Origin of the sequence: Streptosporangium sp. NPDC051023 (genome assembly GCF_040689595.1) — a bacterium.
Lineage (GTDB): Bacteria > Actinomycetota > Actinomycetes > Streptosporangiales > Streptosporangiaceae > Streptosporangium.
In genome coordinates, this window is sequence record NZ_JBFBCE010000003.1 from 170,757 (window position 1) to 195,313 (window position 24,557).

General features: G+C 68.7%; 23 protein-coding genes. 11 read left to right on the forward strand and 12 right to left on the reverse strand.

Features of this window, described 5'->3' with window-relative positions; genetic code table 11:
* Positions 1–59: 59 nt before the first annotated feature.
* On the reverse strand, positions 60–623 hold the full coding sequence (locus AB0395_RS03355) for an NADPH-dependent FMN reductase (protein ID WP_366276471.1): 564 nt from the start codon (positions 621–623) through the stop codon (positions 60–62).
* 324 nt (positions 624–947) lie between these two features.
* On the opposite strand from AB0395_RS03355, the gene AB0395_RS03360 reads away from it, so the two are divergent.
* A complete protein-coding gene (locus AB0395_RS03360; RefSeq protein ID WP_366276472.1) occupies positions 948–1,496 on the forward strand; it encodes a DUF4365 domain-containing protein in 549 nt (182 codons plus the stop codon).
* A gap of 116 nt (positions 1,497–1,612) precedes the next feature.
* Positions 1,613–2,674 carry a hypothetical protein gene (locus tag AB0395_RS03365; RefSeq protein ID WP_366276475.1) on the forward strand — a complete coding sequence of 354 codons (1,062 nt, stop codon included), beginning with the start codon at positions 1,613–1,615 and terminating at the stop codon, positions 2,672–2,674.
* Between the two features lie 196 nt (positions 2,675–2,870).
* Here AB0395_RS03365 and AB0395_RS03370 read toward each other — a convergent pair whose 3' ends face one another.
* The 4 genes from AB0395_RS03370 to AB0395_RS03385 form a co-directional block, all read right to left on the reverse strand.
* Positions 2,871–4,847 carry an ABC transporter ATP-binding protein gene (locus AB0395_RS03370; RefSeq protein ID WP_366276477.1) on the reverse strand — a complete coding sequence of 659 codons (1,977 nt, stop codon included), beginning with the start codon at positions 4,845–4,847 and terminating at the stop codon, positions 2,871–2,873.
* 14 nt (positions 4,848–4,861) lie between these two features.
* Positions 4,862–6,595 (reverse strand): ABC transporter ATP-binding protein, encoded by a 1,734-nt coding sequence (locus AB0395_RS03375; protein WP_366276480.1) that lies wholly within the window; start codon positions 6,593–6,595, stop codon positions 4,862–4,864.
* On the reverse strand, positions 6,589–7,350 hold the full coding sequence (locus AB0395_RS03380; RefSeq protein ID WP_366276482.1) for a TetR/AcrR family transcriptional regulator: 762 nt from the start codon (positions 7,348–7,350) through the stop codon (positions 6,589–6,591). The genes AB0395_RS03375 and AB0395_RS03380 overlap by 7 nt, the downstream gene beginning before the upstream one ends.
* A gap of 436 nt (positions 7,351–7,786) precedes the next feature.
* Positions 7,787–8,761, reverse strand: coding sequence for an NAD-dependent epimerase/dehydratase family protein (locus tag AB0395_RS03385; protein ID WP_366276483.1), 975 nt, complete (start codon positions 8,759–8,761; stop codon positions 7,787–7,789).
* A 388-nt stretch (positions 8,762–9,149) separates the two neighbouring features.
* On the opposite strand from AB0395_RS03385, the gene AB0395_RS03390 reads away from it, so the two are divergent.
* The 4 genes from AB0395_RS03390 to AB0395_RS03405 are packed head-to-tail and all read left to right on the forward strand — an operon-like array spanning position 9,150 to position 12,540.
* Positions 9,150–9,407 carry an STAS domain-containing protein gene (locus AB0395_RS03390; RefSeq protein WP_366276484.1) on the forward strand — a complete coding sequence of 86 codons (258 nt, stop codon included), beginning with the start codon at positions 9,150–9,152 and terminating at the stop codon, positions 9,405–9,407.
* Positions 9,404–10,339 carry a sensor histidine kinase gene (locus tag AB0395_RS03395; protein WP_366276487.1) on the forward strand — a complete coding sequence of 312 codons (936 nt, stop codon included), beginning with the start codon at positions 9,404–9,406 and terminating at the stop codon, positions 10,337–10,339. The genes AB0395_RS03390 and AB0395_RS03395 overlap by 4 nt, the downstream gene beginning before the upstream one ends.
* 51 nt (positions 10,340–10,390) lie before the next feature.
* Complete coding sequence (locus tag AB0395_RS03400) at positions 10,391–12,163, forward strand: SpoIIE family protein phosphatase (RefSeq protein ID WP_366276489.1); 1,773 nt, start codon at positions 10,391–10,393, stop codon at positions 12,161–12,163.
* Complete coding sequence (locus AB0395_RS03405) at positions 12,163–12,540, forward strand: STAS domain-containing protein (RefSeq protein ID WP_366276492.1); 378 nt, start codon at positions 12,163–12,165, stop codon at positions 12,538–12,540. Before AB0395_RS03400 ends, AB0395_RS03405 begins: the two co-directional genes overlap by 1 nt.
* A gap of 245 nt (positions 12,541–12,785) precedes the next feature.
* Here AB0395_RS03405 and AB0395_RS03410 read toward each other — a convergent pair whose 3' ends face one another.
* Positions 12,786–13,205 (reverse strand): MarR family transcriptional regulator, encoded by a 420-nt coding sequence (locus AB0395_RS03410; RefSeq protein WP_366276493.1) that lies wholly within the window; start codon positions 13,203–13,205, stop codon positions 12,786–12,788.
* Positions 13,206–13,299: 94 nt separating this feature from the next.
* On the opposite strand from AB0395_RS03410, the gene AB0395_RS03415 reads away from it, so the two are divergent.
* The gene (locus tag AB0395_RS03415) at positions 13,300–14,961 is read left to right on the forward strand and encodes a DHA2 family efflux MFS transporter permease subunit (RefSeq protein WP_366276494.1); all 1,662 of its coding nucleotides are present in this window, start codon (positions 13,300–13,302) and stop codon (positions 14,959–14,961) included.
* A gap of 21 nt (positions 14,962–14,982) precedes the next feature.
* Here AB0395_RS03415 and AB0395_RS03420 read toward each other — a convergent pair whose 3' ends face one another.
* Both AB0395_RS03420 and AB0395_RS03425 read right to left on the reverse strand, forming a co-directional pair.
* Complete coding sequence (locus AB0395_RS03420; protein WP_366276496.1) at positions 14,983–15,378, reverse strand: hypothetical protein; 396 nt, start codon at positions 15,376–15,378, stop codon at positions 14,983–14,985.
* 177 nt (positions 15,379–15,555) lie between these two features.
* A complete protein-coding gene (locus tag AB0395_RS03425; RefSeq protein WP_366276497.1) occupies positions 15,556–15,996 on the reverse strand; it encodes a VOC family protein in 441 nt (146 codons plus the stop codon).
* A gap of 616 nt (positions 15,997–16,612) precedes the next feature.
* On the opposite strand from AB0395_RS03425, the gene AB0395_RS03430 reads away from it, so the two are divergent.
* Positions 16,613–16,966, forward strand: a complete 354-nt coding sequence (locus AB0395_RS03430; protein ID WP_366276500.1) for a MerR family transcriptional regulator — start codon at positions 16,613–16,615, stop codon at positions 16,964–16,966.
* A 50-nt stretch (positions 16,967–17,016) separates the two neighbouring features.
* Here AB0395_RS03430 and AB0395_RS03435 read toward each other — a convergent pair whose 3' ends face one another.
* The 4 genes from AB0395_RS03435 to AB0395_RS03450 form a co-directional block, all read right to left on the reverse strand.
* On the reverse strand, positions 17,017–17,592 hold the full coding sequence (locus AB0395_RS03435; RefSeq protein WP_366276503.1) for a cupin: 576 nt from the start codon (positions 17,590–17,592) through the stop codon (positions 17,017–17,019).
* 474 nt (positions 17,593–18,066) lie between these two features.
* Positions 18,067–19,068, reverse strand: a complete 1,002-nt coding sequence (locus AB0395_RS03440) for a TIGR04500 family putative peptide maturation system protein (RefSeq protein ID WP_366276505.1) — start codon at positions 19,066–19,068, stop codon at positions 18,067–18,069.
* The gene (locus AB0395_RS03445; RefSeq protein ID WP_366276507.1) at positions 19,068–20,030 is read right to left on the reverse strand and encodes an MvdC/MvdD family ATP grasp protein; all 963 of its coding nucleotides are present in this window, start codon (positions 20,028–20,030) and stop codon (positions 19,068–19,070) included. Before AB0395_RS03445 ends, AB0395_RS03440 begins: the two co-directional genes overlap by 1 nt.
* Positions 20,031–20,083: 53 nt before the next feature.
* Complete coding sequence (locus tag AB0395_RS03450; protein WP_366276508.1) at positions 20,084–20,230, reverse strand: hypothetical protein; 147 nt, start codon at positions 20,228–20,230, stop codon at positions 20,084–20,086.
* Positions 20,231–20,913: 683 nt separating this feature from the next.
* On the opposite strand from AB0395_RS03450, the gene AB0395_RS03455 reads away from it, so the two are divergent.
* From AB0395_RS03455 to AB0395_RS03465, 3 genes are read left to right on the forward strand one after another with little or no spacing between them, the layout of a single operon-like run.
* The gene (locus AB0395_RS03455) at positions 20,914–22,092 is read left to right on the forward strand and encodes an ATP-binding protein (RefSeq protein WP_366276510.1); all 1,179 of its coding nucleotides are present in this window, start codon (positions 20,914–20,916) and stop codon (positions 22,090–22,092) included.
* Positions 22,089–23,711, forward strand: coding sequence for a hypothetical protein (locus AB0395_RS03460; RefSeq protein WP_366276513.1), 1,623 nt, complete (start codon positions 22,089–22,091; stop codon positions 23,709–23,711). The genes AB0395_RS03455 and AB0395_RS03460 overlap by 4 nt, the downstream gene beginning before the upstream one ends.
* Positions 23,708–24,496, forward strand: coding sequence for a hypothetical protein (locus AB0395_RS03465; protein WP_366276516.1), 789 nt, complete (start codon positions 23,708–23,710; stop codon positions 24,494–24,496). Before AB0395_RS03460 ends, AB0395_RS03465 begins: the two co-directional genes overlap by 4 nt.
* The last annotated feature ends 61 nt before the right edge of the window (positions 24,497–24,557 follow it).

Here is a 24,557-nt window from a genome sequence, read left to right on the forward strand (position 1 = left end):
CTCTGGCGGCGGCGCTCGGCGGCCCTCAGCCCCGATCATCACGACCACGATTACCGGATCTAGACCTGGTCGAGCTCCGCGCTCCGTCCGTTGAAGGCCGCCAGGGTGTCGAGCACCTCGCTGAGCTGCTCGCGCGCCCCTGGGGCCGTGATGAGTCCGTCCGCGCCGACCATCTGACGGTCCACCGCGATCTTCACGCAGGCCGCCTCCACGATGTCGGCACCGGTGTAACCGAGGACCGTCCGCAGCGTGGCCTCCGCCCCCTGGCCGCGTCCGGGGGCGGCCGCGTTGACCCAGGCCGTCGGCTTGTCGCAGATCTCGGTGCCGCCGACGGTCCAGTCGAGCAGGTTCTTGAAAGCGCCGGGCAGGGTGCCCGCGTACTCCGGGGTACAGATCAGGATCGCGGTCGCCTCGGAGATCGCCGCACGCAACTCGGTCACCGGAGCCGGCAGCGGGTCGATGTCGTCATCAGGGTTGAAGTGCGGAAGGTCTGCCAGGCCGCGGTAGAGGACGGTACGCACCTGAGAGGGGGCAACGATCTGTGCGGTGCGTAGCACGGCCTCGTTGGAGGAACCGGCCCGCAGACTTCCGGACAGCAACAGGATCACCGGTGACGTAGACATCCTCTCAACCTACTGACCGGCCGCCCATCATGATTCACCGGATACGTCCCAGCGGAGTGACCGCCGGCGTTCACCGGGTCGCATGTCGTCCTACCGGCTGTCTTCTTTCCTCTGTCGAGGCTCGGCGCGAGGAAGCATCGCAACGGGCCCGCGCAGCTCGGTATGACTCCTCCCTTTGGTGAAGGCCACCGAAAGGGAAAAATGGCTACTAAGGGGATGTTCGTGATTCTAATTACTATAGGGTAATTGCTCCTCAAAGATTAGAGGCGTGTCTATATCATCGGCCAAGCGGATTTCCTGGTTGGTTAAAACGATTGAGGCGCGATGGTCTCTGGGCGAGAGCGGGAGTGGAACACTCTGCAGGGTGACTTCGGGGAAGCGTGGCTTGAGGTGGTCGCTGCCGGTAGTGGCCTGCTTCATGGGCGCCCCACCACTCTGGATCTGCAAAAAGCGGACGTTCAGCTTTTTCTGCGTGGAGTAGACCAAGGAACGTACAACCCTGCCGTTCTCGTTCAAGTCAAGACCACGGTGGATCTTCGCCGGTCGGCCGACGGCGATTACCGCTATGACCTGGACATCGAGACCTATGATGTGCTGCGACGGGCTGATCACTCGATCAGAAGGGTGCTCGCTGTCATCGGCTTATCGAAGGACGGTGAGCATGTGCGTCTCCATGATGACGGAACGCTTCTGGTCGGGCGTGGATCCTGGGTCTCATTGGAAGGGTCGGCGGCGTCGGACAATTCCAAGACCCAGACCGTTAACCTTCCCGCGGGTAACACCCTGGATGGTCCCGGACTTCTTCTGATGCTCAGGACCTACGGGATTCGCAGGTCAACCCCCGTTCCGGACGTCGACGCGTGGGGGCAGTAGTGAGCGGATCGAACGGCACACCTGGCCAGGCGGAAGCGAAGATCCCCCGCCTGAGTTCCTTCGTCGCCTACCTGCGGGGTGCGGGGTGGACTCTTGAGGACGACGACGGTCGGACCATGCTGTGGCGTCCCGAGCCGTCTGAGGAAGAAATGGTCATGCGGATCGTTCTTCCCGCGAGACAGGAAGTTCACGACTATGCCGAGCGCGTGAGCGAGGCACTGAGAACACTCGCCTACGTGGAGCGTCGTCTTCCGCAGGAGATCTCCGCGGACATGGCCTTCGGCGGCGCGGACAATGTGTCCGTACGGCTGACGCCGGATGCCCCATCCGGAGAGGCTCCGCTGTTCCTGGCGCACTCGGCGATATCCGCGCTGCGGAATTACGTCGTCGCATCGGCCACGGCCGTGGACGCCGACTATCTGGTCCTTCCTCCTCGTCGTCCACAACGGGCGGAGTCATACGCCGCGCAAGCTCGTATCTCCACTCAACCGGGGAGTTTCGTCCTCTCCCTCACCCTTCCACTGGTGGACATTTACACGGAGGGACCGGCCGGCGCGGGGAGCGACCAGGAGCCACTGATCGAGATCCCACCCCAGCCGTTCGGACGTAAAGTGACGAGCAGGATGCTCGCCGCCGCTCAGCGGGCGCAGCGCCTGGCAAGCGAGGTCGGTGAAGGGGACAAACCCCTGTCGTCATTTGGGCAATACGGTCAGCTTTCCCCGAACGCCACCGAGCTGGAGGCGTTGAGCCTTCTGGGTGGGCCGGATCACGATGTGTATCAAATCCGCTTCTCACAATCCCCGCTCGCTTCCGGATCCCACGAGCCCACCCGTCTGAAGATCACTCCTGGGCAGCAGAGGATCCTGGGCGAAGCCGCGGACTTCCTGCGCACGAAGCAGCCGAGAGCCGCAGTCACGGTCATCGGCCTGGTGGTCCGCCTGTTCCGCGCTGGAAAGTACGGGAAGGGAGAGGCGGTCATCCAAGGTGTGGACGACGACACAGGAGACGCGCGAAGGTTCCGCGTCGAGCTGGACGAGTCCGATTACAACCTGGCGGTGAAGGCGCACGCGACCGGGCTCGAGGTCACCGCCACCGGTGACCTCGACATTCGTGGGACGCGTCGCTCGCTGCGCCGACTGACCTCTTTCTCGGTGCTGCCGGGAATCGGAGACGACTGACCGGCGCAGGACACATGCGTGCGCCCCTGGTCGTTCCGTGCCCGCCATCGCCCGCCATCGCCCGCCATCGCCCGTCACCCGTATCGGGGCGGCGGTCACACATGAGGTGACCGCCGCCCGGCTCGTTGGTTCGTCTCGCTCGTGACGTACGGCGTGGGCCTCCGGCGCCCTTCAGGAGACCTTCATCGTGTGCCTCTTACGATGAGACCCGCTCCTCCTCGCCGGGGACCAGGGCTCCGGCGAACTGGGCCGAGTACAGCCGGTGGTAGGCGCCCTCCGCCGCGAGGAGTTCCTCGTGGGTGCCCTGTTCGACGATGCTTCCCGCCTCCATCACCAGGATCAGGTCCGCGTCGCGGATGGTGGACAGGCGGTGGGCGATGACGAAGCTGGTGCGGTCGGAGCGCAGGGCCGCCATGGCATGCTGCACCAGGACCTCGGTGCGGGTGTCGACCGCGCTGGTGGCCTCGTCGAGGATGAGCAGGGACGGGTCGGCGAGGAAGGCGCGGGCGATGGTGAGGAGCTGCTTCTCTCCCGCACTGACGTTGCTCCCCTCCTCGTCGATCACGGTGTCGTAGCCGTCGGGCAGGGAGCGCACGAACCTGTCGACGTAGGTCGCCCGCGCGGCGGCCAGGATCTGCTCCTCGGTCGCCTGGGGGTTGCCGTAGGCGATGTTCTCGCGGATGGTCCCGCCGAACAGCCAGGTGTCCTGGAGCACCATGCCGATGTGCGAGCGCAGGTCATCGCGGCGCATCGCGGTGATGTCGACGCCGTCGAGGGTGATGCGGCCCGCGTCCAGCTCGTAGAAGCGCATGACCAGGTTGACGAGGGTGGTCTTGCCGGCGCCGGTCGGGCCGACGATCGCGACCGTGTGCCCGGGCTCGGCGACCAGGGACAGATTCTCGATGAGGGGCTGTTCCTCCTCGTAGCGGAAGGACACCCGCTCGAACTCGACGCGGCCCTGCCGTACGGTCGGCGGCACCGGATCTGCGGGGTCCGGGGCCTGCTCCTCGGCGTCCAGCAGCTCGAAGACCCGTTCGGCGGAGGCCACTCCCGACTGCAGGAGGTTGACCATCGAGGCGACCTGGGTCAGGGGCTGGGTGAACTGCCGGGAGTACTGGATGAACGCCTGCACGTCGCCGAGGCTCATCGCCCCCGTGGCGACCCTGAGGCCTCCGACGACGGCGATGGCGACATAGTTGAGGTTCCCGACGAACATCATCGTCGGCATGATGATCCCGGAGACGAACTGGGCGCCGAAGCTCGCCTTGAACAGCTCCTCGTTCCTGCCGCGGAACACCTCCTCGACCTCGGGCCTGCGTCCGAACACCTTCACCAGCTCGTGGCCGCTGAACGCTTCCTCGATGTGGGCGTTCAGGGTGCCGGTGTGGGCCCACTGCGCGACGAACAGCTTCTGTGAGCGCTTCATGATCTGGCTGGTGAGGATCGTCGACACCGGGATGGTCACCAGGGCGATCAGCGCGAGCAGCGGTGAGATCACGAACATCATCGCCAGCACGCCGACCAGGGTCAGCAGCGAGGTCAGCAGCTGGCTCAGCGTCTGCTGCAGGGTCTGGGACACGTTGTCGATGTCGTTGGTGACCCGGCTGAGCAGCTCACCGCGCGGCTGGCCGTCGAAGAACCGCAGGGGAAGCCGGTTCAGCTTGTCCTCGACGTCGGAGCGCAGCCGGAACACCGTGCTCTGCACCACGTCGTTGAGCAGGTACCCCTGCAGCCAGCTGAAGACCGCCGCCGCGACGTAGAGCGCGAGGGCCCACGCGAGAACGTTGGCCAGCGCGCCGAAGTCGATGCCCTGACCGGGGACGACGTCCATCCGGGCGAGCAGGTTGGCGAAATTGTCGTTGCCCGAGGCGCGGGCGGCCTGGACCGCCTGCTCGGTGGTCGTTCCCTGGGGAAGCCGCCTGCCGATCACCCCGCTGAAGATCAGGTCCGTCGCCTGGCCGAGGATCTTCGGTCCGATGACGCCGAAGGCCACGCTGATCACGGCGAGGGCGATCACCGCCAGGATCCTCGGGCGTTCGGGGGCCAGGCGCCGGATCAGCCGCCGCATGGAGGGGCCGAAGGTCAGCGACTTCTCGGCGGGCATCCCGCCCCCGAAGGGACTCCGCCCGAAGGGGCTGCCTCCCGCGGGAGGGCGCGGGCGTGTGGTCGTCATGGGTCGGTCGCCGCTCATGCCGCCCTCTCGGTGGTCAGCTGGGACTCGACGATCTCGATGTACGTCGGGCAGGAATCCAGCAGCTCGTCATGGGTTCCTCTGCCGACGATCACGCCGTCGTCGAGGACGATGATCTGGTCGGCGTCGGCGATGGTCGAGACCCGCTGGCCGACGATGACGACGGCGGCCTCGGCGGTGTGCGGGCGCAGGGCGGCGCGCAGCCGGGCGTCCGTGGCCAGGTCCAGGGCGGAGAACGAGTCGTCGAACAGGTAGATCTCGGGCTTGCTGATCAGCGCTCTGGCGATCGAGAGCCGCTGCCGCTGCCCGCCTGACACGTTCGTGCCGCCCTGTGTGATGGGCGCGTCGAGCCCCTCGGGCATCGCCTCGACGAAGTCGCGGGCCTGGGCGATCTCCAGTGCCTCCCACAGCTCCTCGTCGGTCGCGTCGGGGTTGCCGTAGCGCAGGTTGCTCGCGACGGTACCGGTGAACAGGTACGGCTTCTGCGGCACCAGGCCGATGCGGGTCCAGAGCATCTGGGGGTCGAGGTCGCGGACGTCGACACCGTCGACCGAGACCGTGCCCGCGGTGGCGTCGAAGAGGCGGGGGATGAGGGAGACCAGCGTCGTCTTGCCCGCCCCCGTGCTGCCGATGACGGCGGTCGTCTGTCCCGCGGTGACACGGAACGAGACGCCGGACAGCACCGGTGCCGAGGCGCCCGGGTAGCGGAACTCGACGTCGCGCAGCTCCAGCTCGGCACGGGAGCGCACCTGCCGTACGGGGTCGGCGGGCGGGGCCACCGACGACTCGGTGTCCAGCACCTCGCCGATGCGCTCGGCGCAGACCGCGGCCCGCGGGATCATGATCGAGATGAAGGTGGCCATCATCACCGAGGTGAGGATCTGCATCAGGTACATGAGGAAGGCGGTGAGCGCGCCGATCTGCATCTCGCCGCTGTCCACCCGGCCCGCGCCGAACCAGAGCACGGCGACGCTTGAGGCGTTGAGGATCAGCATGACGATGGGGAAGATGAGCGCGGTCAGCCGCCCGACGCGCAGCGCGGTCCCGGTCAGCGACTCGTTCGCCTCGGCGAACCGGCGGGTCTCCTCACGCTCCCTGACGAAGGCACGTACGACGCGGATGCCGGAGAGCTGCTCGCGCAGCACCCGGTTGACCGTGTCGATCTTGGTCTGCATGGCCCGGAACTGGGGGACCATGCGGGAGATGACCAGGCCGATCGAGATCAGCAGCGCCGGGACGCAGACCAGCATGAGCCAGGACAGGCCGATGTCCTGCCGCAGCGCCATGATGATGCCGCCGACGCACATGATCGGCGCGGAGACCAGCATCGTGCAGGTCATCACCACGAGCATCTGGACCTGCTGCACGTCGTTGGTGCTGCGGGTGATCAGCGAGGGTGCTCCGAAATGGGCGATCTCCCTGGCGGAGAAACCGCCGACCTGGTGGAAGACGGCCGACCTGACGTCCCGCCCGAATCCCATCGCCGCGCGGGCGCCGTAGTAGACCGCCGCGATCGAGCAGCCGATCTGCACGAGGGAGACGGCCAGCATCCAGCCCCCCGAGGACAGGATGTAGCCGGTGTCGCCGGTGGCCACGCCCCGGTCGATGATGTCGGCGTTGAGACTGGGCAGATACAGCGAGGCCATGGTGCCGACCAGCTGTAGTACCACCACGGCGATCAGGGCCGATGAGTAGGGCCGCAGGTAGATGCGTAGCAGCCGGGTCAGCATGGGGGATCTCCACGTGGGGTGTCGAGGTTCGGGGCGCCCGGGGCCGGGGCGTCCGGATCCGAGGTGCCGGGGGCGGGAGGCTCCAGGTGGGAGGTGTCCCGATGTGCGGGGCGGGCCGTGTCGTCCTCGGGGCGCAGGCGGATCCCGTCCAGCAGCGTGGAGACGATGTCGGCGGGGGAGAGCGGGTCGTCCTCGACGAGCCTGGGGTGGCTGCCCGCGATGGTCATCAGATGCAGGCGTCGTGCGGCGTCATGGGGCGTGCACCGCAGCTGGTCGCGATCGGGGTCGATCAGGTTGACGATCGCCTGGCGGACGATGATGCGCGGATCGTGCGTGGTCGCGCAGTTCGTCTCGCCGGCCTCCTGGGCGAGCCGAGCCCTGCGTTCGCGGTCGAGCTCGGCGGCCTTCTCCACTCCCAGCGCGTCCATCAGGCGGAAGATGCGTGCCGTGTGGCTCCGCAGGATCTCGACGACGGCGACGAGCCGGGCCCGCAGGGGAGCGGCGCGGTCGATGGCCGTCAGGTCGTGCACGAGCGGGGAGGAGTCGAAGGCGCTGGAGACGGCCTCGTACACGAGCTCGTCCTTGGTGGCGAAGACGCGGAAGATCGTCCCCTCCGCAACCCCGGCCGCCTGGGCGATCTGCCGGGTGTTCACGTCGGGGCCTTCGGCGAGCACCAGGGCCAGGGTGGAGGCGATGAGCGCGGCGCGTCGCTCGTCCGGTGGAAGCGGGGCGGCGCGTGGAGAGGTGGATATCACGTGAATCACCCTATATGAGTGAGTGGCTCACTCACTCAGATTTATGCCCTTGTTCGTGGGATTGTCGCCGGGGGGCCACCGGACCTGCAGCCGGAGCCGAATCCGATGCGGCCGGACCAATCCGCCGGGGGGAGTGCTCCGAATCCACGTCATCGGAGCGCTGAGGCTCCGGTCGTCCGGCCGTTCTTACTCCACGCTGGACGGTGGACGGAGCCGCGTGACCTGGGGCTGGAGGGGGCCCGGGTCACGCGGTTCGCCTTTTGGCCTCATCCCGCCCGTCCGGTCGTGCCGCGCCGCTCTGAGCCGAAGAGCGCCGTTCCTCACCTTCTCGCCGGCCGTACGGCCCGCGATTCGTGCCTCCGCTCGGCCGTACGGCCTGCGGTGCGCGCCTTCCCGCCCGGCCGTACGGCTCGCAGCCAGACGCGGCGGAGGTGGGTCAGCGGGAGTGCCACCTGGCCAGGAGTTCGGCCTCCCGCTCGGGGGTGATCGTGACGTCCGTCGAGAACGTGGCCTCCGACTCGCGGATCTCACGCACCGACCGGCGCAGCGGGCGTGGGTCGAGTCCCGCCGCGCGGGCGGCGGCCGGGTCGGCGGTGTTGACGGCCATCCATCCGTCGCCCTCCGACCACAGCGGCAGAGACGTGCCGTCCTCGCCCTCGGCGAGCAGGAAGTCCTGGCCGACCCAGGTCAGGGTGGTCCCGGGCGGTGCGACCTCGGCCATGATCGTCTCCAGCATGTCGCCGAAGGAGAACGGCGGGGCGGGGCTGACCGCGTGGAAGGTGCCCGCGCTCTCCGGCCTCTCCAGCATGGAGACGATCCAGGAGGCCATGTCACGCCCGTCGATCACCTGGATCGGGTCCGAGGGATCGCCGGGGGCGAGGACCTCGCCGCCCCGGGAGATCCGGTTGACCCAGTAGGTGAAGCGGCCGGTGTGGTCGTGGGGGCCGATCACGTAGGTCGGCCGTACGATCAGCGTTCCCCGGCCGAACCTGGCGTGCGCGGTCCGCTCGCACAGCACCTTCAGCGCGCCGTACGTCTCGTTGGTCACCGTCTGAGGGGCCGGGCCGTCGATCTCGGCCAGCGGCGAGTCCTCGGTGAAGCCGGGGGAGGACGGAGTGGTGTAGACGGCGGTGCTGGAGATGAGGACGTACCGTTGCGTGGACAGCGCGTCGGCGAGGGAGTCGACCTGTGCCGGAAGATAGGCGCTGACGTCGATCGTCACGTCCCATTTCCGGTCGTTCAGGAGTGATAGGTCCGCGTTACGGTCGGCTGTCAGGTGCTCCGCATCGGGGAACAGGTCCGATCCTGTCCGTCCTCTGTGCAGCAGCGAGACCTCGTGCCCGGCCGCGATCGCCGCCGAGGTGATGTGCCGTCCGACGAACTGGGTTCCACCAATGATCAGGATCCGCATAGCCGTAATTTTGTCGCATATGACGCTCGTGCGGCAGACCGAAATCCGTGCCTGCGGTGAGAAAAACGCCGGGAGGCGATTGGGGGGCCGAGATGGGCGGCATGGAGAGAACCACGGTCGGCAGTCAGGGGGAAATGTCGGGAAGCATCAGGCGGGACCGCTTTCCTGAGGACGTTGACACTCATCTGCTTCGCTTCAAAAGACGGCAAGGGGTACGTTGGTTGTGTTCATCCTCTACTTCGGGACCGTCGCCATGGCAATTCGGCCAGAGCAGAGATCGCCCAGGCCGCCTCCAGCCGCCAGATCGGCCTTCTCCACGCCCGGCGTTCATGAGCGGCACTCCCCCGTCCTTCGGATCATCCCGCTCCAGACACCCCCCGGTCTCCGGGTGAGCGGTGAGATCGACCGCACGACCAGGAAGCCCTGGGAAGCCGCGCTGGAGGGGCTGGTCGTCGTCGGCCGCGACATGCACCTCGAGCTCTCCGACCTCATGTTCATCGACGTTCGGGGAACATGGTTGCTGACGGAGGCCGCGCACAGCCTTCCCTCGGGGAAAAGGGTGGTCCTGCATCACCCGCCCCACTGTCTGAGGTCCGTACTCGCCTTGATCGGGTCGTTCCCCTCTCCGATCGAAGTGGAGACATGATGGACACCGCGTCGGCCGACCTGGACCCATTCGTTCATCCCGCGCTGTTCTACCGGGGGGACCACGAGTACCTCCAGGCCACCCTGCCGTTCATCCGCGGCGGCCTGGCCGCCGGTGAGCCGGTGGCCGTCGCCGTTCCCGAGCGCAACCTGCGGCTGCTGTGGAGCCGGTTGGGCACGGCGGCCTCCGAGGTGCGCTTCATCGACATGACGCAGGCGGGCCGCAACCCCGGACGCATCATCCCCGGCATCCTGCGCGCCTTCGCCGACCTCCACACGGACCGCCGGGTACGGATCGTCGGCGAGCCGATCTGGCCGGGACGGTCGGCGACGGAGTATCCAGCCTGCGTCCAGCACGAGGCGCTGATCAACCTGGCGTTCCCCGGACGCGAGGTCACCATCCTGTGCCCGTACGACGTCGACGGGCTGGAACCCGAGGTCGTCAAGGACGCGGAGATGACCCACCCCGTCCTGATAGACGACTCTGGCCTGCGCCTCAGCGCCGCCTACGCGCCCGAACGGGTGATCCAGGACTACAACAGGCCGCTGCCCGACCCGCTGGACGCCGCCGCGTTCCGCTTCGGCGCCGACGACCTCGCCGAGGTGCGCGACTTCGTCGCGGGGCACGCCTCCCGCGCCGGGCTCTCCGGCGAGCGGCTCGAGGACCTGCGGCTGATCGCCAGCGAGCTCGCCGCCAACAGCCTTGACTACGGCGGAGGAGGCGGGGTGGTACGCATCTGGACCGAGGACGGCCAGGTCGTGACGGACGTCAGGGACGCGGGTCACATCGCCGACCCTCTCGTGGGACGCAGGCCGGTCGACCCCCGGCAGCGGGGCTCCCGCGGCCTGCTCGTCACCAATCTGCTCAGCGATCTCGTCCGCATCCACACGGGCGCGGGTGGCACCACCATCCGCGTGTACTTCACGATCTGACATGCTCATGCCGGGCTCCCCCCGCCCGGCTCCCGGCGCCGACGTACGGCCATGCGGAAGGACACGATCCTGAAATCAGGAAACGACTCCGGCGTGCTGCCCTACGGCGGGGCGAACCTCCTGGCCAGGGCCGTGGACGGCGCCCATCCCCGCGAGGGGCCCGAGAGACTCCCGGCCGCGGCCGGCCCTGGCTTCTCCACCGCCGCTCCCGGTCTCTCCACCACCGATCCTGGCCTCTCCACCGCCGACCCCGGCCTTTCCAGCGTTGCTCCCGGTCTCTTCAGCGCCGATCCGGGCCTCTGCGCCGTGGCGGTGAACGTGCAGGCCATGCTCGACGTGATGCCGGGCTGCGCGAGCTGGGCCGTACCCCTGCGCGACGAGTCGGGGACGATCGTCGACTTCCTCCACCTCGCCGCGACCCCGGAGGCGGAGGACATCCACGGCAGGCGGGGCGCGGACCTGGTCGGCGTGAGCACCAGGCAGACCTATCCCTCGGTCGTCGGCACCCCGCTCTGGCAGGCGTTCCTGCGGGTGGTCGAGACCGGCACGTCCGAGTGCCTGAGCGGATACGAGCACGTCGAGGACACCGACGGCGTTCCGCACCGCTCCTCGTACAGCCTGCGGATCGCGCGCCTCGCCGGAGGACTGCTCAACTCCTGGACCCGCGACGACGTCGGGCAGCGCTTCGAGGCACGACTGGCCCGTACCGAACGCCTCGGCAACCTCGGCTGGGGGCGCTGGAACCTGGTCACCGGAGAGATCGTCTGGTCGTCGCAGCTCTATCTCATCCACGGCCGTGACCCCGCGGACGGCCCGCTCACGCTGGAGGACTACTCAACGCTCGTCCACCCCGACGACGTGGCGGTCATCGAGCGGGCGACGGAGATGTGGGCGCGCAGCCCCGAGCCCCACGAGTTCGAGGTGCGGGTCAGGGTCGGCGGCGGCCTCAGGAACATCCGCGTCTCGGCGGAGGCGACCCACGACGCGGCGGGCAGGCCGCTGGAGATCTACGGCGTCGTGCAGGACGTCACCGACTGGCGCAGGACGGCCGACGACCTCGCCACGGCCAACCGGCTCCTCGAGGAGGAGAACCGGCTCACGGCCCACCTGCAGAACATCATCATGCCGGTCCAGACCGAGCCCTACGTCCTGCCGGGGCTGCGGGTCTCCGCGCGCTACCAGCCCGCGGAGACGGTGGCGTACCTGGGCGGCGACTGGTACCAGGTGATCGACCTCGGCGACGGCGACGTGCTGCTCGCCGTCGGCGACGTGGCCGGGCACGGGCTGGCCGCGGCCTCGGCCATGGCGAAGCTGCGCCACGCGATCACCGGCCTGGCCTTCGCCGGACACGACCCCGCGCAGATCCTGACCGCGCTGAACCGCCTGCTGTGCAGGTTACGGCCCGACGTGCTGGCGACCGCCCTCGTGGCCCGCTACAGCACGGCCGACCGCACCCTGCGCTGGACGCACGCCGGTCATCCCCCGATGCTCCTGGCCAGGGGAGCCCGCATCGAGCGCCTGCTCCACCCCGGGGTCCTGCTCGGGGTCTTCGAGGATGCCGCCTACACCTGCGGCGCCGTACGGCTCAGGCCGGACGACCTCCTGGTGATGTTCACCGACGGCCTCATCGAGAGACGTGGCCGTGATATCTACGAGGGACTGGACCTTATGAGCGATGCTCTGACCGAGGCGCTCCGGCCCTCTCCCACCGACCGGCTGGCGGCGGCGATGGAGGCCATCGTCCCGGGTAACGAGACCGACGACACCTGCCTCATGGTCACCCAGATCACCGAGGTCACCGCACGTGCCGGGCGGCGTGGCTGATGTCGGATCTTCACCTGGAGACGTCCGAGGCGGAGCTGTCCGCGACGGACGGGGGCACGGCGGGGGTCGTGGTGATCAACGGGGCCTTCGACCACGCGCTCCACGCCCCCGCCAGTCTTTTCCTCGACGAGGTTTTCGCCGCCTTCGGCCCGTATCTGATCCTGGACCTGTCCGGCCTCGACCTGCTGGACTCACGGGCGGTCGGCCTCATCGTCACCTGCTGGAGACGCGCCACCGACCAGGACGGCTGGTTCGCCCTGGTGGGGGCGGAACGCGGTGCCACGCGCATCCTCTGGATCACCGGGCTGGCGACGCGCATCCCGATCTTCGCCACGGTCAAGGACGCCCTCGACGCCCAGCCACCGCGCGACCACTGAGGACGGCTGAGGAAGGCCGATCGAACTCGGCGGCCATTCAACCATGGGATTTCATTGAGTTATATCAAAAGTTGATATAACAGGTCCTTTATTCGCTGCCGGTGGGCTACCGGTTGGAAATAGGGGATTTATTTGGTGGTTTGGGGATTATTGCCAGACTGTGGCCGGGTTATCAATAGCGCGAAGGCGGCGTGATCGGTGCCTTCCATCCATATGACCACCGGGTCAACCGGTACCGCATCTATTCACCGATCGCGGATTCCGGTGATCAGCCGGATCAGTTCCGCGCGCAGCGTCTCCGGGTCGTCGACCCGGTCGGTGATGATCCGTTCGGCCGAGTCGCCCATCATGACCTCGGCGTAGGTCCGCTCGCCCAGCTCGGTACGGGTCACCAGCACCCGGCGCCGGTCCGCCGTGTCGCGCTCGCGGACGATGTGGCCGTCGCGTTCGAGCCGGTCGAGCACCGGGCGGATCGTCTGCTCCTCGACGTAGGTGCGGGCCGCGAGTTCCCGCTGGGTCCTGGGGCCGTCGCCGAGGGCGTTCAGGGTGAGGAAACCCGCGTGGGTCAGGCCGCGTTCGGCGAGCAGGGCGTTCCACTCGCGCTCGACCAGGCGCGCGGCGACCAGGAGCAGGCGACCGGTCGCCCAGGACGCGTGATCGTCCATAAAACTCCGTTTTCTGATGTCCGGATGAAACCTCCTTGCCACGCTATCCGAATGAAGCTAAGGGTACTTAGTATTCGAGTCAGGAGGAGGTCATATGGGCGTGACGGCATCGTCGCAGGCGGTGGGGGTGAACGGCCGGGCGCGATGGGCGGGACTGGCCTTCATCGCGCTGGCCGTGGCAATGATCATTTCCAGCGTGACGATCACCAACGTGGCCGTCCCGCAGATCATCGGCGATCTCGGGCTGAGCTCGACGGGTGCGCAGTGGGTCCAGGAGTCCTACGCGCTGGTCTTCGCCGCGCTCCTGCTCACCTTCGGCCGTCTCGCCGACCGCCTCGGCAGGCGCCGCCTGCTGCTGACCGGGGTCACGCTGTTCGCGGTGACGTCCCTGCTGGCCTCGGCGGCCACCAGCGGGCCGATGCTCGTCGGGGCCAGGATCGTGCAGGGGGTCGGCGGAGCCATGATCTTCCCGACAACGCTGTCGCTGCTGAACGCCGGGTTCCGGGGCAGGGACAGGGCGACCGCGTTCGCCGTCTGGGGCGCCACGATCGGAGGGATGGCCGCGCTCGGGCCGCTGGTCGGCGGCTGGCTCACCACCGACCTGTCCTGGCGCTGGGCGTTCGGGATCAACATTCCCGTCGCCGTCGCCGTGGTGGCGGGCGTGCTGGCGTTCGTTCCCGAGTCCCGTGAGGCCGACACCCGGCGCGGGGCCGACGTGATCGGCGCGGTGCTGTCGACCCTCGGGTTCGGCCTCCTGGTGTTCGGGCTGGTCGAGGGGAGGGTCTACGGCTGGTGGCGGGCCATCGAGCCCTTCGCCGTCGGCGGCTGGGACTGGCCGCTCGCCATCTCTCCCGTGCCAATCGCCTTCGCCGCCTCCGCGCTCGCCCTGACCGCCTTCGTGCTGGTCGAGCGGGCCCGCAACCGGCGCGGCGACGTCGCGTTGCTCGACCTGTCGCTGTTGTCCATCACCTCGTTCCGCAACGGCAACATCGCCGCGCTGATCGTCAGCCTCGGCGAGTTCGGGGTGCTGTTCGCGCTGCCGCTGTGGATGCAGTTCGTGCTCGGATACTCGCCGCTGCAGACGGGGGTCGCGCTGCTGCCGCTCGCGGTCGGCTCCTTCGCGGCCAGTGCCTTCGCCTCCCCCCTGTCCCGGTCCAGGGGTCCGGCGTTCGTCGTGCGCCTCGGCCTGCTGCTGGAGATCGTCGGTATCGCCGGGCTCGGTCTCGTGGTCTCCGCGGACACCCCGTGGGCGCTGCCGGTGCCGTTCCTGTTCTGCTACGGCATGGGCATCGGGCTGGCCACCGCCCAGCTCACCGGTGTCGTTCTGGCCGAGGTCCCGGTCGAGCGCAGCGGCCAGGGATCGGGAACCCAGAGCACGGTCAGGCAGATCGGCTCCGCGCTCGGCATCGCCGTACTCGGCACGCTGCTGTTCGCCGGTCTGAGCGCCGATCTCGGCCACCGGCTGAGCCAGATGGACGGTCTGGACCCGGCGCGGCGCGAGCAGATCGTCTCGGCGGTGCAGCGCAGCGCGGGCGCAGCCATCGCCGGCCTGTCCCGCGTTCCCCAGATCGCGGTCGCGGCCAGGGAGTCCTTCGCGGTCGGCACCCGCTACGCGGCGTTCGGGGCGGCGGGTTTCCTCGCGGTCGGCCTGCTGGCCAGCCTGTCCCTCGGCGGCGGGCGAGTCGAGGAAGATCTTGAGACGGACGGGGCCGGTCGAGGTCGTGAGGCCGTGATTCCGGATCGGCCATCGTCCTGAGGCGGCCGGGTTCCCCGGTGCCTATCGGGGCGCGTCGTCATCGGGGGGTGAGGAGGCCTCCTGCTCCAGTGCAAGGGTGATCCCACGGACGAGGGCGTCCACCTCTGTCGAGCGCAGTTCCCTGACTCGACGAGCGTTGATCTCCACGTCGACCTTGCCCCTGGTGCGGGTGAACTTGACGCTCACGTCGCCCGTTCTGTGCCGGAGCCACGCGATCGCCACCCCGGCGAGGGCGCCCGCGCCGCCCGAGCCCAGGACGACCTGCAGGGCTTCCGTGACCGGCCCCAGGGCGCCGGGGTCCGGCGCGCGTTCGAGGAGGTCCACTCGTCCCCGCAGATCCGGATCCTCCTCCAGCCACGAGGCCAGGTCACGCAGGAGGTCGGCGTCGTCTTCCTCGATCATGACGAACAGGTTCACTACCCCTCCGAACTCTGTGACGGCATAGGAGTGCTCTGTGTCGACCGGAGTGAGGACGCGGCTCAGCGTGCCGGAGATGACAGCGAGCGCGCTCCGATCTCGGATCCGCAGGCTTTCCCGGATCGTCGGCGGAGGCCGGAAGATCTCGGGGAAGGCCTCGGCGGGGCGGGAGAGGAGTCAGTGGACGTCGAACTCGTTGCCCTCGGGGTCGACCATCGCCACGGCGTAGTGGTCGAGCCCGCTGCCGAGAGTGTGACGCCTGGTCGCGCCGAGGGCGACGAGCCTGGTGACCTCGGCCTCGACCCGCTCCTTGCGGGTCGCCAGCGGGACGCTACGGCCGCCTCCGGCGTTCACGTCGAAGTGGATGCGGTTCTTGACCACTTTGCCCTCGGGCACCTTCTGGAACCAGATCCGCGGACCTGCGCCGTCCGGGTCGACGATGGAGTCGTCGCCGCCGTCGAGCTCCTCCTCGGGCACGCCGACGCTGCGCCAGTAGGCGTCCCAGGTCTCGAAGCCGGCGGGCGGGTCCTCGATCGTGTAGCCGAGTGCCTCGGCCCAGAAGTGCGCCTGCCGATCCGGGTCGGCGCAGTCGAACGTCAGCTGAAACCGCGGTGCCATGATCTTCTCCCTGTATGGGTTTCCTGGCCTGGTGGCGATCATCTCGCAGGGGTACGACATTTCAGCCGTCCCTCCGATCCCGTGGAGGGCGGGTGGGATGAGCGGGGGGCAGGCTGAGCCGTGCTGACCTGCGATGACGTGGTACGGCAGGCGAAAATCTGTTGTGTTGACAGTAGACATTCGACTCTGGCGTGAGTAGCCTTTGTGATGTCACAAGCAGAGCAAGTCGCATGTGACAGATATCGAACAGCCCGCGTGAAGGTGACGCGGGATCGTCGGCCGTGCGGGGCCCGGCAGGAAACGGGGCCACGCCGCCGGCGTGCGAGCGGCTCCCAGGGCGCTCGTAGCAGTGCCAGACGAAAGCAAGACAGAGGAAAGGGGAGTTGAACGCCACGACGACCACCCGCCGCGGTTCGGTTTCGCTGCGCGGGTACCGCAGTCCCACGGATTGGAAGGTGGTCTCCGGTTACTCATACGCGAATCCCGCACGCTCCGCCTTTCGTGAGGGTGTGTGCGGCGTAGGAAAACCGGCAAGATAGCCGGTAGTTGGTGTTGAACTCTTTGGGCCCCGGTGCTTGTGCGCGCCGGGGCCCTGACACGCGTCATGGAAGGTGCGATGGAACCAGCTCGATCAGCGCTGTCCGACAAGTTCGACGACGACGACTATCCCGCCTACAGCATGGGACGGGCCGCGGAGATCCTCGGCGTCACCCCGGCGTTCCTGCGCAGCCTGGGGACCGCCAAGCTGATCGAACCACTTCGCTCGGCGGGTGGCCATCGCAGATACTCCCGCTACCAGCTCCGCCTGGCCGCTCGCGCTCGCAGGCTGGTCGACCAGGGCACCCCGCTGGAGGCGGCCTGTCGCATCATCGTCCTTGAGGACCAGCTGGACGAGGCCCTGCGTCTGAACGCCGAGCTGAGACGGCGCACCGAGTCCCAGCCGGAATCCGCCCAGCGGCCGCCAGGCTGACAGGTGTCACGGGCTCCCGGTGGAAGCCCCTGACGCGGGGCCGGGAACGCTCACCGGGTGGCCATCAGCGTGTCGAAGTCGGGGAAGTCGTCGGCCAGCCGGTTACCGGTGAAGTCGCCGACCCAGCCGTCCTCGTCGTGGAAGAACCGGATCGCCACGAAGTCGGGCTGGGTGCCCATGTCGAACCAGTGCGTGGTGTCCGCGGGCACGCTGAGCAGGTCGCCCGCCTCGCACAGCACCGCGTACACGTTCCCGTCTATGTGCAGGTAGAAAACCCCGGCGCCCCGGGCGAAGAAGCGGTCCTCGTCGTCGGCGTGGGTGTGCTCCGAGAGGAACTTCTGCCGGGCCTGCGCGGCCTTGTCCGCCCATCCGGGATCGTCGGACGGCGTCATGTGCACGGCGTCGACCAGCACGTAGCCCTCCTCCCGCACGACCCGGTCGACGTCGTCGCGGTAGGCGTCGAGCACCTGGTCCGAGGTTGGCTCCGCGGGCAGCTCCTTGACCGGCTCCCAGCGTTCGAAGCGCACCCCGAACGGCTTGAGCGCGTCGGCGATCTCCTCGGCGTCCTCGGTCCTGGTGAGCACGGTGTCCGGATCCTCGTCGGCCCAGACGGTCAGCAGCGTCATCCGATTCTCCTCATCGCGGTGCCCGGTCCCGGGTGCCTGGTCCTTGGTCCGTCTCGCCTGTCTCACGTCCCGCCGGTCTCCACGTCTCCACGTCTCCACGTCTCCACGTCTCCACGTCTCCACGTCGAACCGCGGTGCCCGTTCGGGCCGGTGGCGGGTCTGACAGGCCGTCCTCCCTGGCCTGTCGTGGCGGACGCCTCGATCGGGAACGGCGTCCTGCCTCAGAACACGCGACACGGTCGCGTCAAGCATGCACCGAAGAGGTCTCGCTGTCTTCTTCCTCCGTGCTCTCCTTTTCGTACCGCCCCGCGTTCTCCCCTGGAGCCCGCCCCGCGTTCTCCGGGGAGCGCGTCCGCCTTCACCGGGGGACCCGCCCGCGTGTCTCCCACGGTGGGCTCCGTCTCCCCAAGGTCTCCCCAAGGTCTCCCCGGGTCTTCCCGGATCTCCCCGAGGTCTTCCTGAGGCGAGGGGGTCTCAACCGCCGGTCTGCTCGGCCGTACCCCAGAACCACTCGATCTTCGCCGTGCTCCTGCGCCGCTCGACCCAGTCGGCGAAGATCCTTCGCTCGGCCAGGTCACGGGTGGTGTCATCGAGGATGGCGGACTCGACGGAGAGAACCTTGACCATCAGGTCACCCTGCTCCGTGGGGAAGGGGCCGACGACCGTCCCGGGCTCGACCGCGAAGACCGCGTCGGCCGTTTCCCGGTCCAGTTCCTCTCTCCGCAGGGTGGCGAACACCTCGCCCGGTACGGCCGTGCCGTCCGCGAACGCCCGCTCGACGCTTTCCAGGAACCCACCGGGGCCCGGGTCGGGCAGGACGGTCCCGGGGGTGAGCACGACCCGCGCGACACGGGCCACGTCGAGGCTGCGGCCGTGCTCGGCGAACCAGTCCTCGACACCTTCCGCGGCGATCCGCGAGCGGAGCCGCGCGACCGACGCCTCGGCCGCGACCAGTTCCTCGAGCTCGTGGTGGGAGATCCGGTTGCGGTCCATCCAGGCCAGGGTTTCCGCGCCGGTCAGCAGCCCGCGTGCCCGCCGGAACGCGTTCATCGCCTCCTGCAGCTCGGCGTCCGTCAGCGGCTCGGAGGTCTCCTGCATCGCCTCCCGCACCAGGCTGTCCGTCACCAGGCGGTCGGCCAGCCTGCTCTCGTCCCAGATGAAGTCCAGACAGGCGACGGCCCTGGCCACCGGCGTCTCGACGCCGTTGACCCGCAGCAGCAGGTGCTCGCCGGCCCGATGCACGCCGCGCAGCGGCCAGGGCAGCGCCAGGTCGGGACACCACGACAGGGAGACGGTCGCGCCGTCACGGTCCTTGATGAGCAGGGCGTGCTGGAGCGATCCGTCGTACTCCTCCCGCTGGCTGACCAGCCGTATTCGCACGTCGGGGTGATCGGCCCTGAACCCGTCCAGGTCCCGCCGCGCCGTACCGCCGCTGAGCAGGGCGAGCGCGTCCGCGAGCGTCCGGCCGTCCACCATCACTTCACCCCGCTCATGAGAAGGTCACGGATCGCCACGCCGATGGGCAGTCCTGTCGCGGCCTCGATCCAGTGGAACTGGCCGTTCGGATTGATCTCGAGAAAGACGTGGTGCCCCTCGGGGGTGAGGATCAGGTCGATCGCGCCGTAGGCGAGCCCGAGCCGCTCGACCAGCGCTACGCACCGCGCGGAGATCTCCGCGGGCAGTTCGTGCGCCCGGATGGGGGTCGCGCCCGGATCGTAGTGCCGCCAGTCGTAACGCGTGTGGTTGCTCACCTGGGAGTGGATCTCGGCGGCGAAGACCTCTCGTCCGACCACGGTCACCCGTACCTCGACCCGCTTGGGCACGTAGGCCTGGACGATGACCGGGCAGAACCGCAGCGCGTCCGCGTGCGCCACGTCCATGGGGGAGACGGGCGCCGCGAACCGGCCGAGCCACTCCCCGTCGGCCTTGAGCCGGTTGCCATGCACGGGCTTGGTGATCACGCGCCCCTCGTGGCGGTCGTAGAAGTCGAGGAAGCTCTCGGGGTCGGTCGTGATCAGCGTCGCGGGAAGGTCGAATCCCAGCAGCCTGGCCTGTTCGAGCTGGTACGGCTTGCGCCCCGCCCGGTCGAGGACCGCCTTCGAGGCGGGAAGCGTCAGACAGTCGAGGCTGTCCCACAGGCTCTCGGCCATGACGCGGCACTCCTCCTCCACGTAGTCGCGGGCGGTGACCCGGGAGTGCGCGACCGGGTTCAGCGGCCTGCGGTACCAGAGCGAGGTCAGCTCGTCCAGGGCGACTCTGCGCTCACCGGTGTCGAGCACCCGGCGGGTCGAGCCGTCCCCTGAGTGGCCGATCTCCAGGGTCGCGCGGGTCGGATAGCGGGCGGGATCGAAGACGACGACGTCCGCGCCCGCGGTCGTGAGCAGGTCGACCACCTGCTCGGCGTGGTCGTCTCCCTCGGAGGTCAGCACGAGAATCATCGCTACGGCTCCCCGTGCGGGGGCGCGGTGCCCGCGCCCCCGCGGCGGATCGATCAGCTGTCGCCGGAGGTGTGGCTGTGACCGTTGTGGATCACGATGACCTGGCTCCGCACGCCACCGTTGACCTGGAGGAGCTGACCCTCGTCGAGCTCGGGACCGAGAGCCGCGATGTCGTCGAGCGTGGTACGCGTCTTGCTCATGCGTATCCCTGCCTTTCTGTCGTCCGGATCACCCGGTGTGATCCGATGTCGAGAAGATTAGGCAGGCACCTCCCGGCAGGGCGTCCGTCACACGGGTGATCGGCCGTCACCCTGTCAGCGGACATCGGCGTCCGCCTGGCCGCGGCGGGCACCCGAGTCCCGCGTCGCGGACCTTGACGATGGTGGTCGCGCGCAGGATCTCGGCTTGGTGCGCGCCCTTCAGCAAGAAGCCGCGCACCGTAGGGCGGGCATGTGCGGAAACGGCCGTCCTTCTGTGGGGGATGCGCGGGAATCTCGCCATCCGCTCACCTCTGATGGTGCGACAAGAGGGACGGGTCAAAGGTGAGGGGTTGATGGGTTTCGCCACGGTTTGCCGGTGGTGGGCGAGGGCCCCGAGACGATGTTCGCGATGAAAGTGAAAATTGTTGTATCACGTCTATTTTTCGGGAGCGGATGACGTCGAAGGTACGGTCGTTGGGGTGCGCGTCCTCCTGGGAACGGTCTGTCGCCCGGCCCGCTGACGTCGCCTGATGTCCTGAATCTAGGGCCCCAGGTTACGAATCTTTCACATGTCGCGCGTCATTCTTGGTTTTGCCGATAACGTGCAGGAGAATGTGCCATTGTGTGCGCACATTGTTCCGCTGTGCGCGAGAGGCAGTGCGTTGTCCGATGCTCTGGAGCCGGTGAACCCATTCCGTGAAGGGGCCGCCGGTAAGTATTTCGTCGGCAGGGACGACCAGCTCAAGCGTTTCACCCGATCCCTCACCGCGCTCCGCAACGGAGAACCCGCCCATCTCTACGTCGCCGGTGTCAACGGCCGCGGCAAGACCTCCTACCTCGAGAAGCTCGTCGAGATGGCCAGGGAGAAGAGCGGCGTCCTCGCGGTCAGGGTCGCGCTGGACGGAGGCGTACGCGCGCAGCAGCAGATCCTCGCCATGTTCGAGAAGCTGCTTCGCAAGATCGACGAGGTTCACACGGAGGTGGCCAGCGCGCCCCGTCTCGTCGCGGAGTGGAGACAGGTGGGTGACTCGCCGTTCCAGCTGCCCACCTCCGAGCGGCTGCAGAACGACCACCTGTTGCAGGACCTCGCCTATGTCAGGGACGTCGTCGCCGAGCTGGGTTTCCGGCATCTCGTCCTGTGCGTCGACGAGGGCGAGCGGATCGAACCGTACGCGCTGTCGGCCCTGAAGAGCGCGCTGCTGGAGCTCCAGGAGTACCTCGTCGTGCTCTCGATCCGGCTGGCCGAGGACCACGGGGACCCGGTGCGCGCGGGCAAGCTGAAGCTGGAGGAGATCGCCGCGGCGGCGGACCGGGACATGGGGGCGGCCCGCCTCTTCGTCGGAGGGGTCGGGCTTGGCTCGTTCACTCCCGCCCAGGCCCGGCGCTGCGTCGCACGCCGCCTCGAGGACAACGCCATCCGTTTCGACGACGAGGTGATCGGCCTCATCGGCCGCGTCGCGGAGGGACTGCCCGACCGGATCATCTCCTACGCGCACGAGGTGTACGACCGGACCGAGGCGGACGAGGCCGAGGTCGCGACCACGGACACCTTCCGCCAGACCTTCGTCTCCCTGCACCAGTTCGAGCTCGACGCGGCGAAGGCGCTGTGCGCGCAGTCCACGGGTTCGGAGCGCAGGGCGCTGCGTGAGCTGGCCACGCACGACGTGCCGCTCACCCCGCTTGAACTGGCGAAGAAGCTCTACACCGACGTTCCGGTGAACGCGCTTGAGCCGGTGGCGGAGGCGCTCAGGGGCGTCCTGGACAGGGTCGGCGACACCGTCCGGGTGAGCGCCGGGGGGCGCTACCTGGTCCCCGACGCCGTCCGCCGCTACGCCCTGGAGATCTCGATGGAGCCGGAGTGAGCACCGGCACGTGGTTCGAGCGGCTGGCCGGGGCCGAGGAGCACCTGATCCCCGCGGACCTGCGCAGGGCCGCCGAGTTCCTGTGGTCCGCCAGGAAGCAGGGCGAGGGGTGGGGCGACTACCCCGGGGTTCCCGCCAACCTGCAGGTGACCGCCCAGGTGATCGGCGCGCTGCAGACCCTGCGACACCCCAAGATCGGCGAACTGGTCACCAGCGTCGCCGCCTGGGCTCACAAGCACTACGCGGAGCAGCCGCCGACCACCGTCCAGGACGCCGTCGGGCTGCTGATCCTCGCCACCGCGGACCAGGACATCGACGGCCGCTATCCGGATGAGTTGCGATCGGCCCTGCACGCGGCCCTGGAGCACGTGGACGGCGACCGGGTCTCCACCCTGACCCTGATCCAGGCGGTGCTGGCCGCCGAGCCCTGGCCGGACGAGCACAGGGCACGGGCCCGTCCCTGGGTGGACGAGCTGGTCCGCAGGGGCCAGGGGGCGGACGGATGGCACAGGACCGGCCTGCCTGAGGAGTCGCTGCCGGTGACCTCGCTGGCCGTACGCGCGCTCGCCCCCTGGCGGCACGACCGCGCCGTCAAGCGGGTGGTCCAGCCCGGCCTTGACCACCTGCGCTCCCACCTGCTCAGGGACGGCTGGGCGTCTGCGGCGCTCTCGGGCACCTATGCCCTGACCCTGGTGCTGCGCGCGCTCGCCACCGACGCAGACCGCGAACCGGGACTGTTCGAGGAGGGGCTGGACCTGCTCCGTTCGCGGCAGCGCTCGGACGGGGGCTGGACCGGCGGCGAGCGGGAACACGGCAGCAGCGGCGTCGAGCACACCGCGGCGGCCGTCACCGCGCTGGCCGAGGCCGGTGCCTGCCGCTATGTGCCGCTGCTCGCGGCACGCCCGGTCATCCGCGAGCTGACCACCTCCCTCGACGAGGTCACCAGACGCCAGGTCGCTCTCGAGGAGGACGTCGAGAGACAGGTCGAGGAGCGTCTTGGCCGCGCCATCACCGAACGCCGGCAGCTGAGGCGGAGACTCCAGGAACGCGAGGCCGAGCTCAGGCACCTCCACAGACTCGTCGACGAGAAGGAGAGCCCGTCCGGGACGGTTTCGGTGAAGGACTCGCCGTCGGTGAGGGGGAGGGAGGTGAGATGGCTGCTTCTCGGGGTCACCTTTCTGGGTTCCTCCTCTTTCGTCGTGAACCTCCTCGCCAGGGACCAAACCGCGAGCGTCCTCGGTAGTGTCCTGCCTGCCGTGATCACGGGGCTGACGGCTGGGACGGCGGCGGCGTCCACCTTTCTCCTGCGGCGCGTAGCCAACCGGGCGAAGCCGGAGAGTCCGGGCACGAGAGAGGTCCGGCGGCTCGTCGACGTCTTCATGGACGTCACCGGTGAGCTTTCCCCCTCGGTGCGGGAGGAGCTGGTTTACCGCCTCGCGAGGGAGGGCGCCGACCTCCCCCCCGAGTTGTTCCTGCGGTTCCTCACGGAGCTGACGATCAAACTGCACATCGACCGCGAGACCAATCGGCGGCTGCGCCCCTGGATGGAGACGTTCGCGAAGATGGAGCCGCAGGACCGCCAGGTGCTCATCGTCCAGCTGCGCCAGGCCATCCTGTGAGGCGGGTACGGCGGGCGGCCGCGGCCGTACTCCTGGGGGTCCTCGCCTTCGCCGTCCCGGTCGTGCCCGCTGTGCCCGTCTGGGCCGAGCCGGGCTCGTCCGGGACGATCAGCGTGGAGGCGTTCGTCCGGAGGGGGGACAGGAACGCGCAGGTGGTCACCACCGTGCGGAACGTGACCGGCGCCCCGATCGACAGGCTCCGGGTTGAGCTGTGGAACGACGGCAAGGTCGTGGTGGCCGCGGACCGTGTCGCATTGCCCGCCAAGCAGTCGACGGTGGTGCGCCTGACCATCGACGACCCCGAGAACTCCCATGTGGTCGTCACCGCCCGCGCGGGCGGGATCGAGGACCAGGTGGCTGTGCCGCCCAAGGGCGCGAAGGCCGGCGACCCGGAGGCGGGCGCGATGGTCGTCGCCCTGGTGACCTCGTTGCTGAGCCTCCTGGGGGTCGGCCTCGGCGTGTTCGTCACCCATGTGACCAACGACAAACGCGAGAAACACCGGATGCGCTTCGAGGCGCGCAAGAATGACACCGACCGTTACTCTCCCGCGTATCGGGAGTTCCTCGACCGCTGGAACAGCAGCATCAGCTCCTCCCATCTGGAGAGCCGTTTCGGGCAGCTACGCGGCAAGGCGTATGTGCCGGAGAACGTGGTGACCCTGTACGGCGAGACCTTGGTCACCCTGCGCGACGCCATGGCGACGACGGACGCCAAGAAGGCCGCCGCGCGACGGCTCTACACCGCCGTCGACGAGCTCACCGGGACCAGGGCCGAAACCGGCTGACCCTCGCCGCCGACGGAGAAGGCATGACGGTAAAGGCTGATGGAGAAGGCGCGACGGTGAG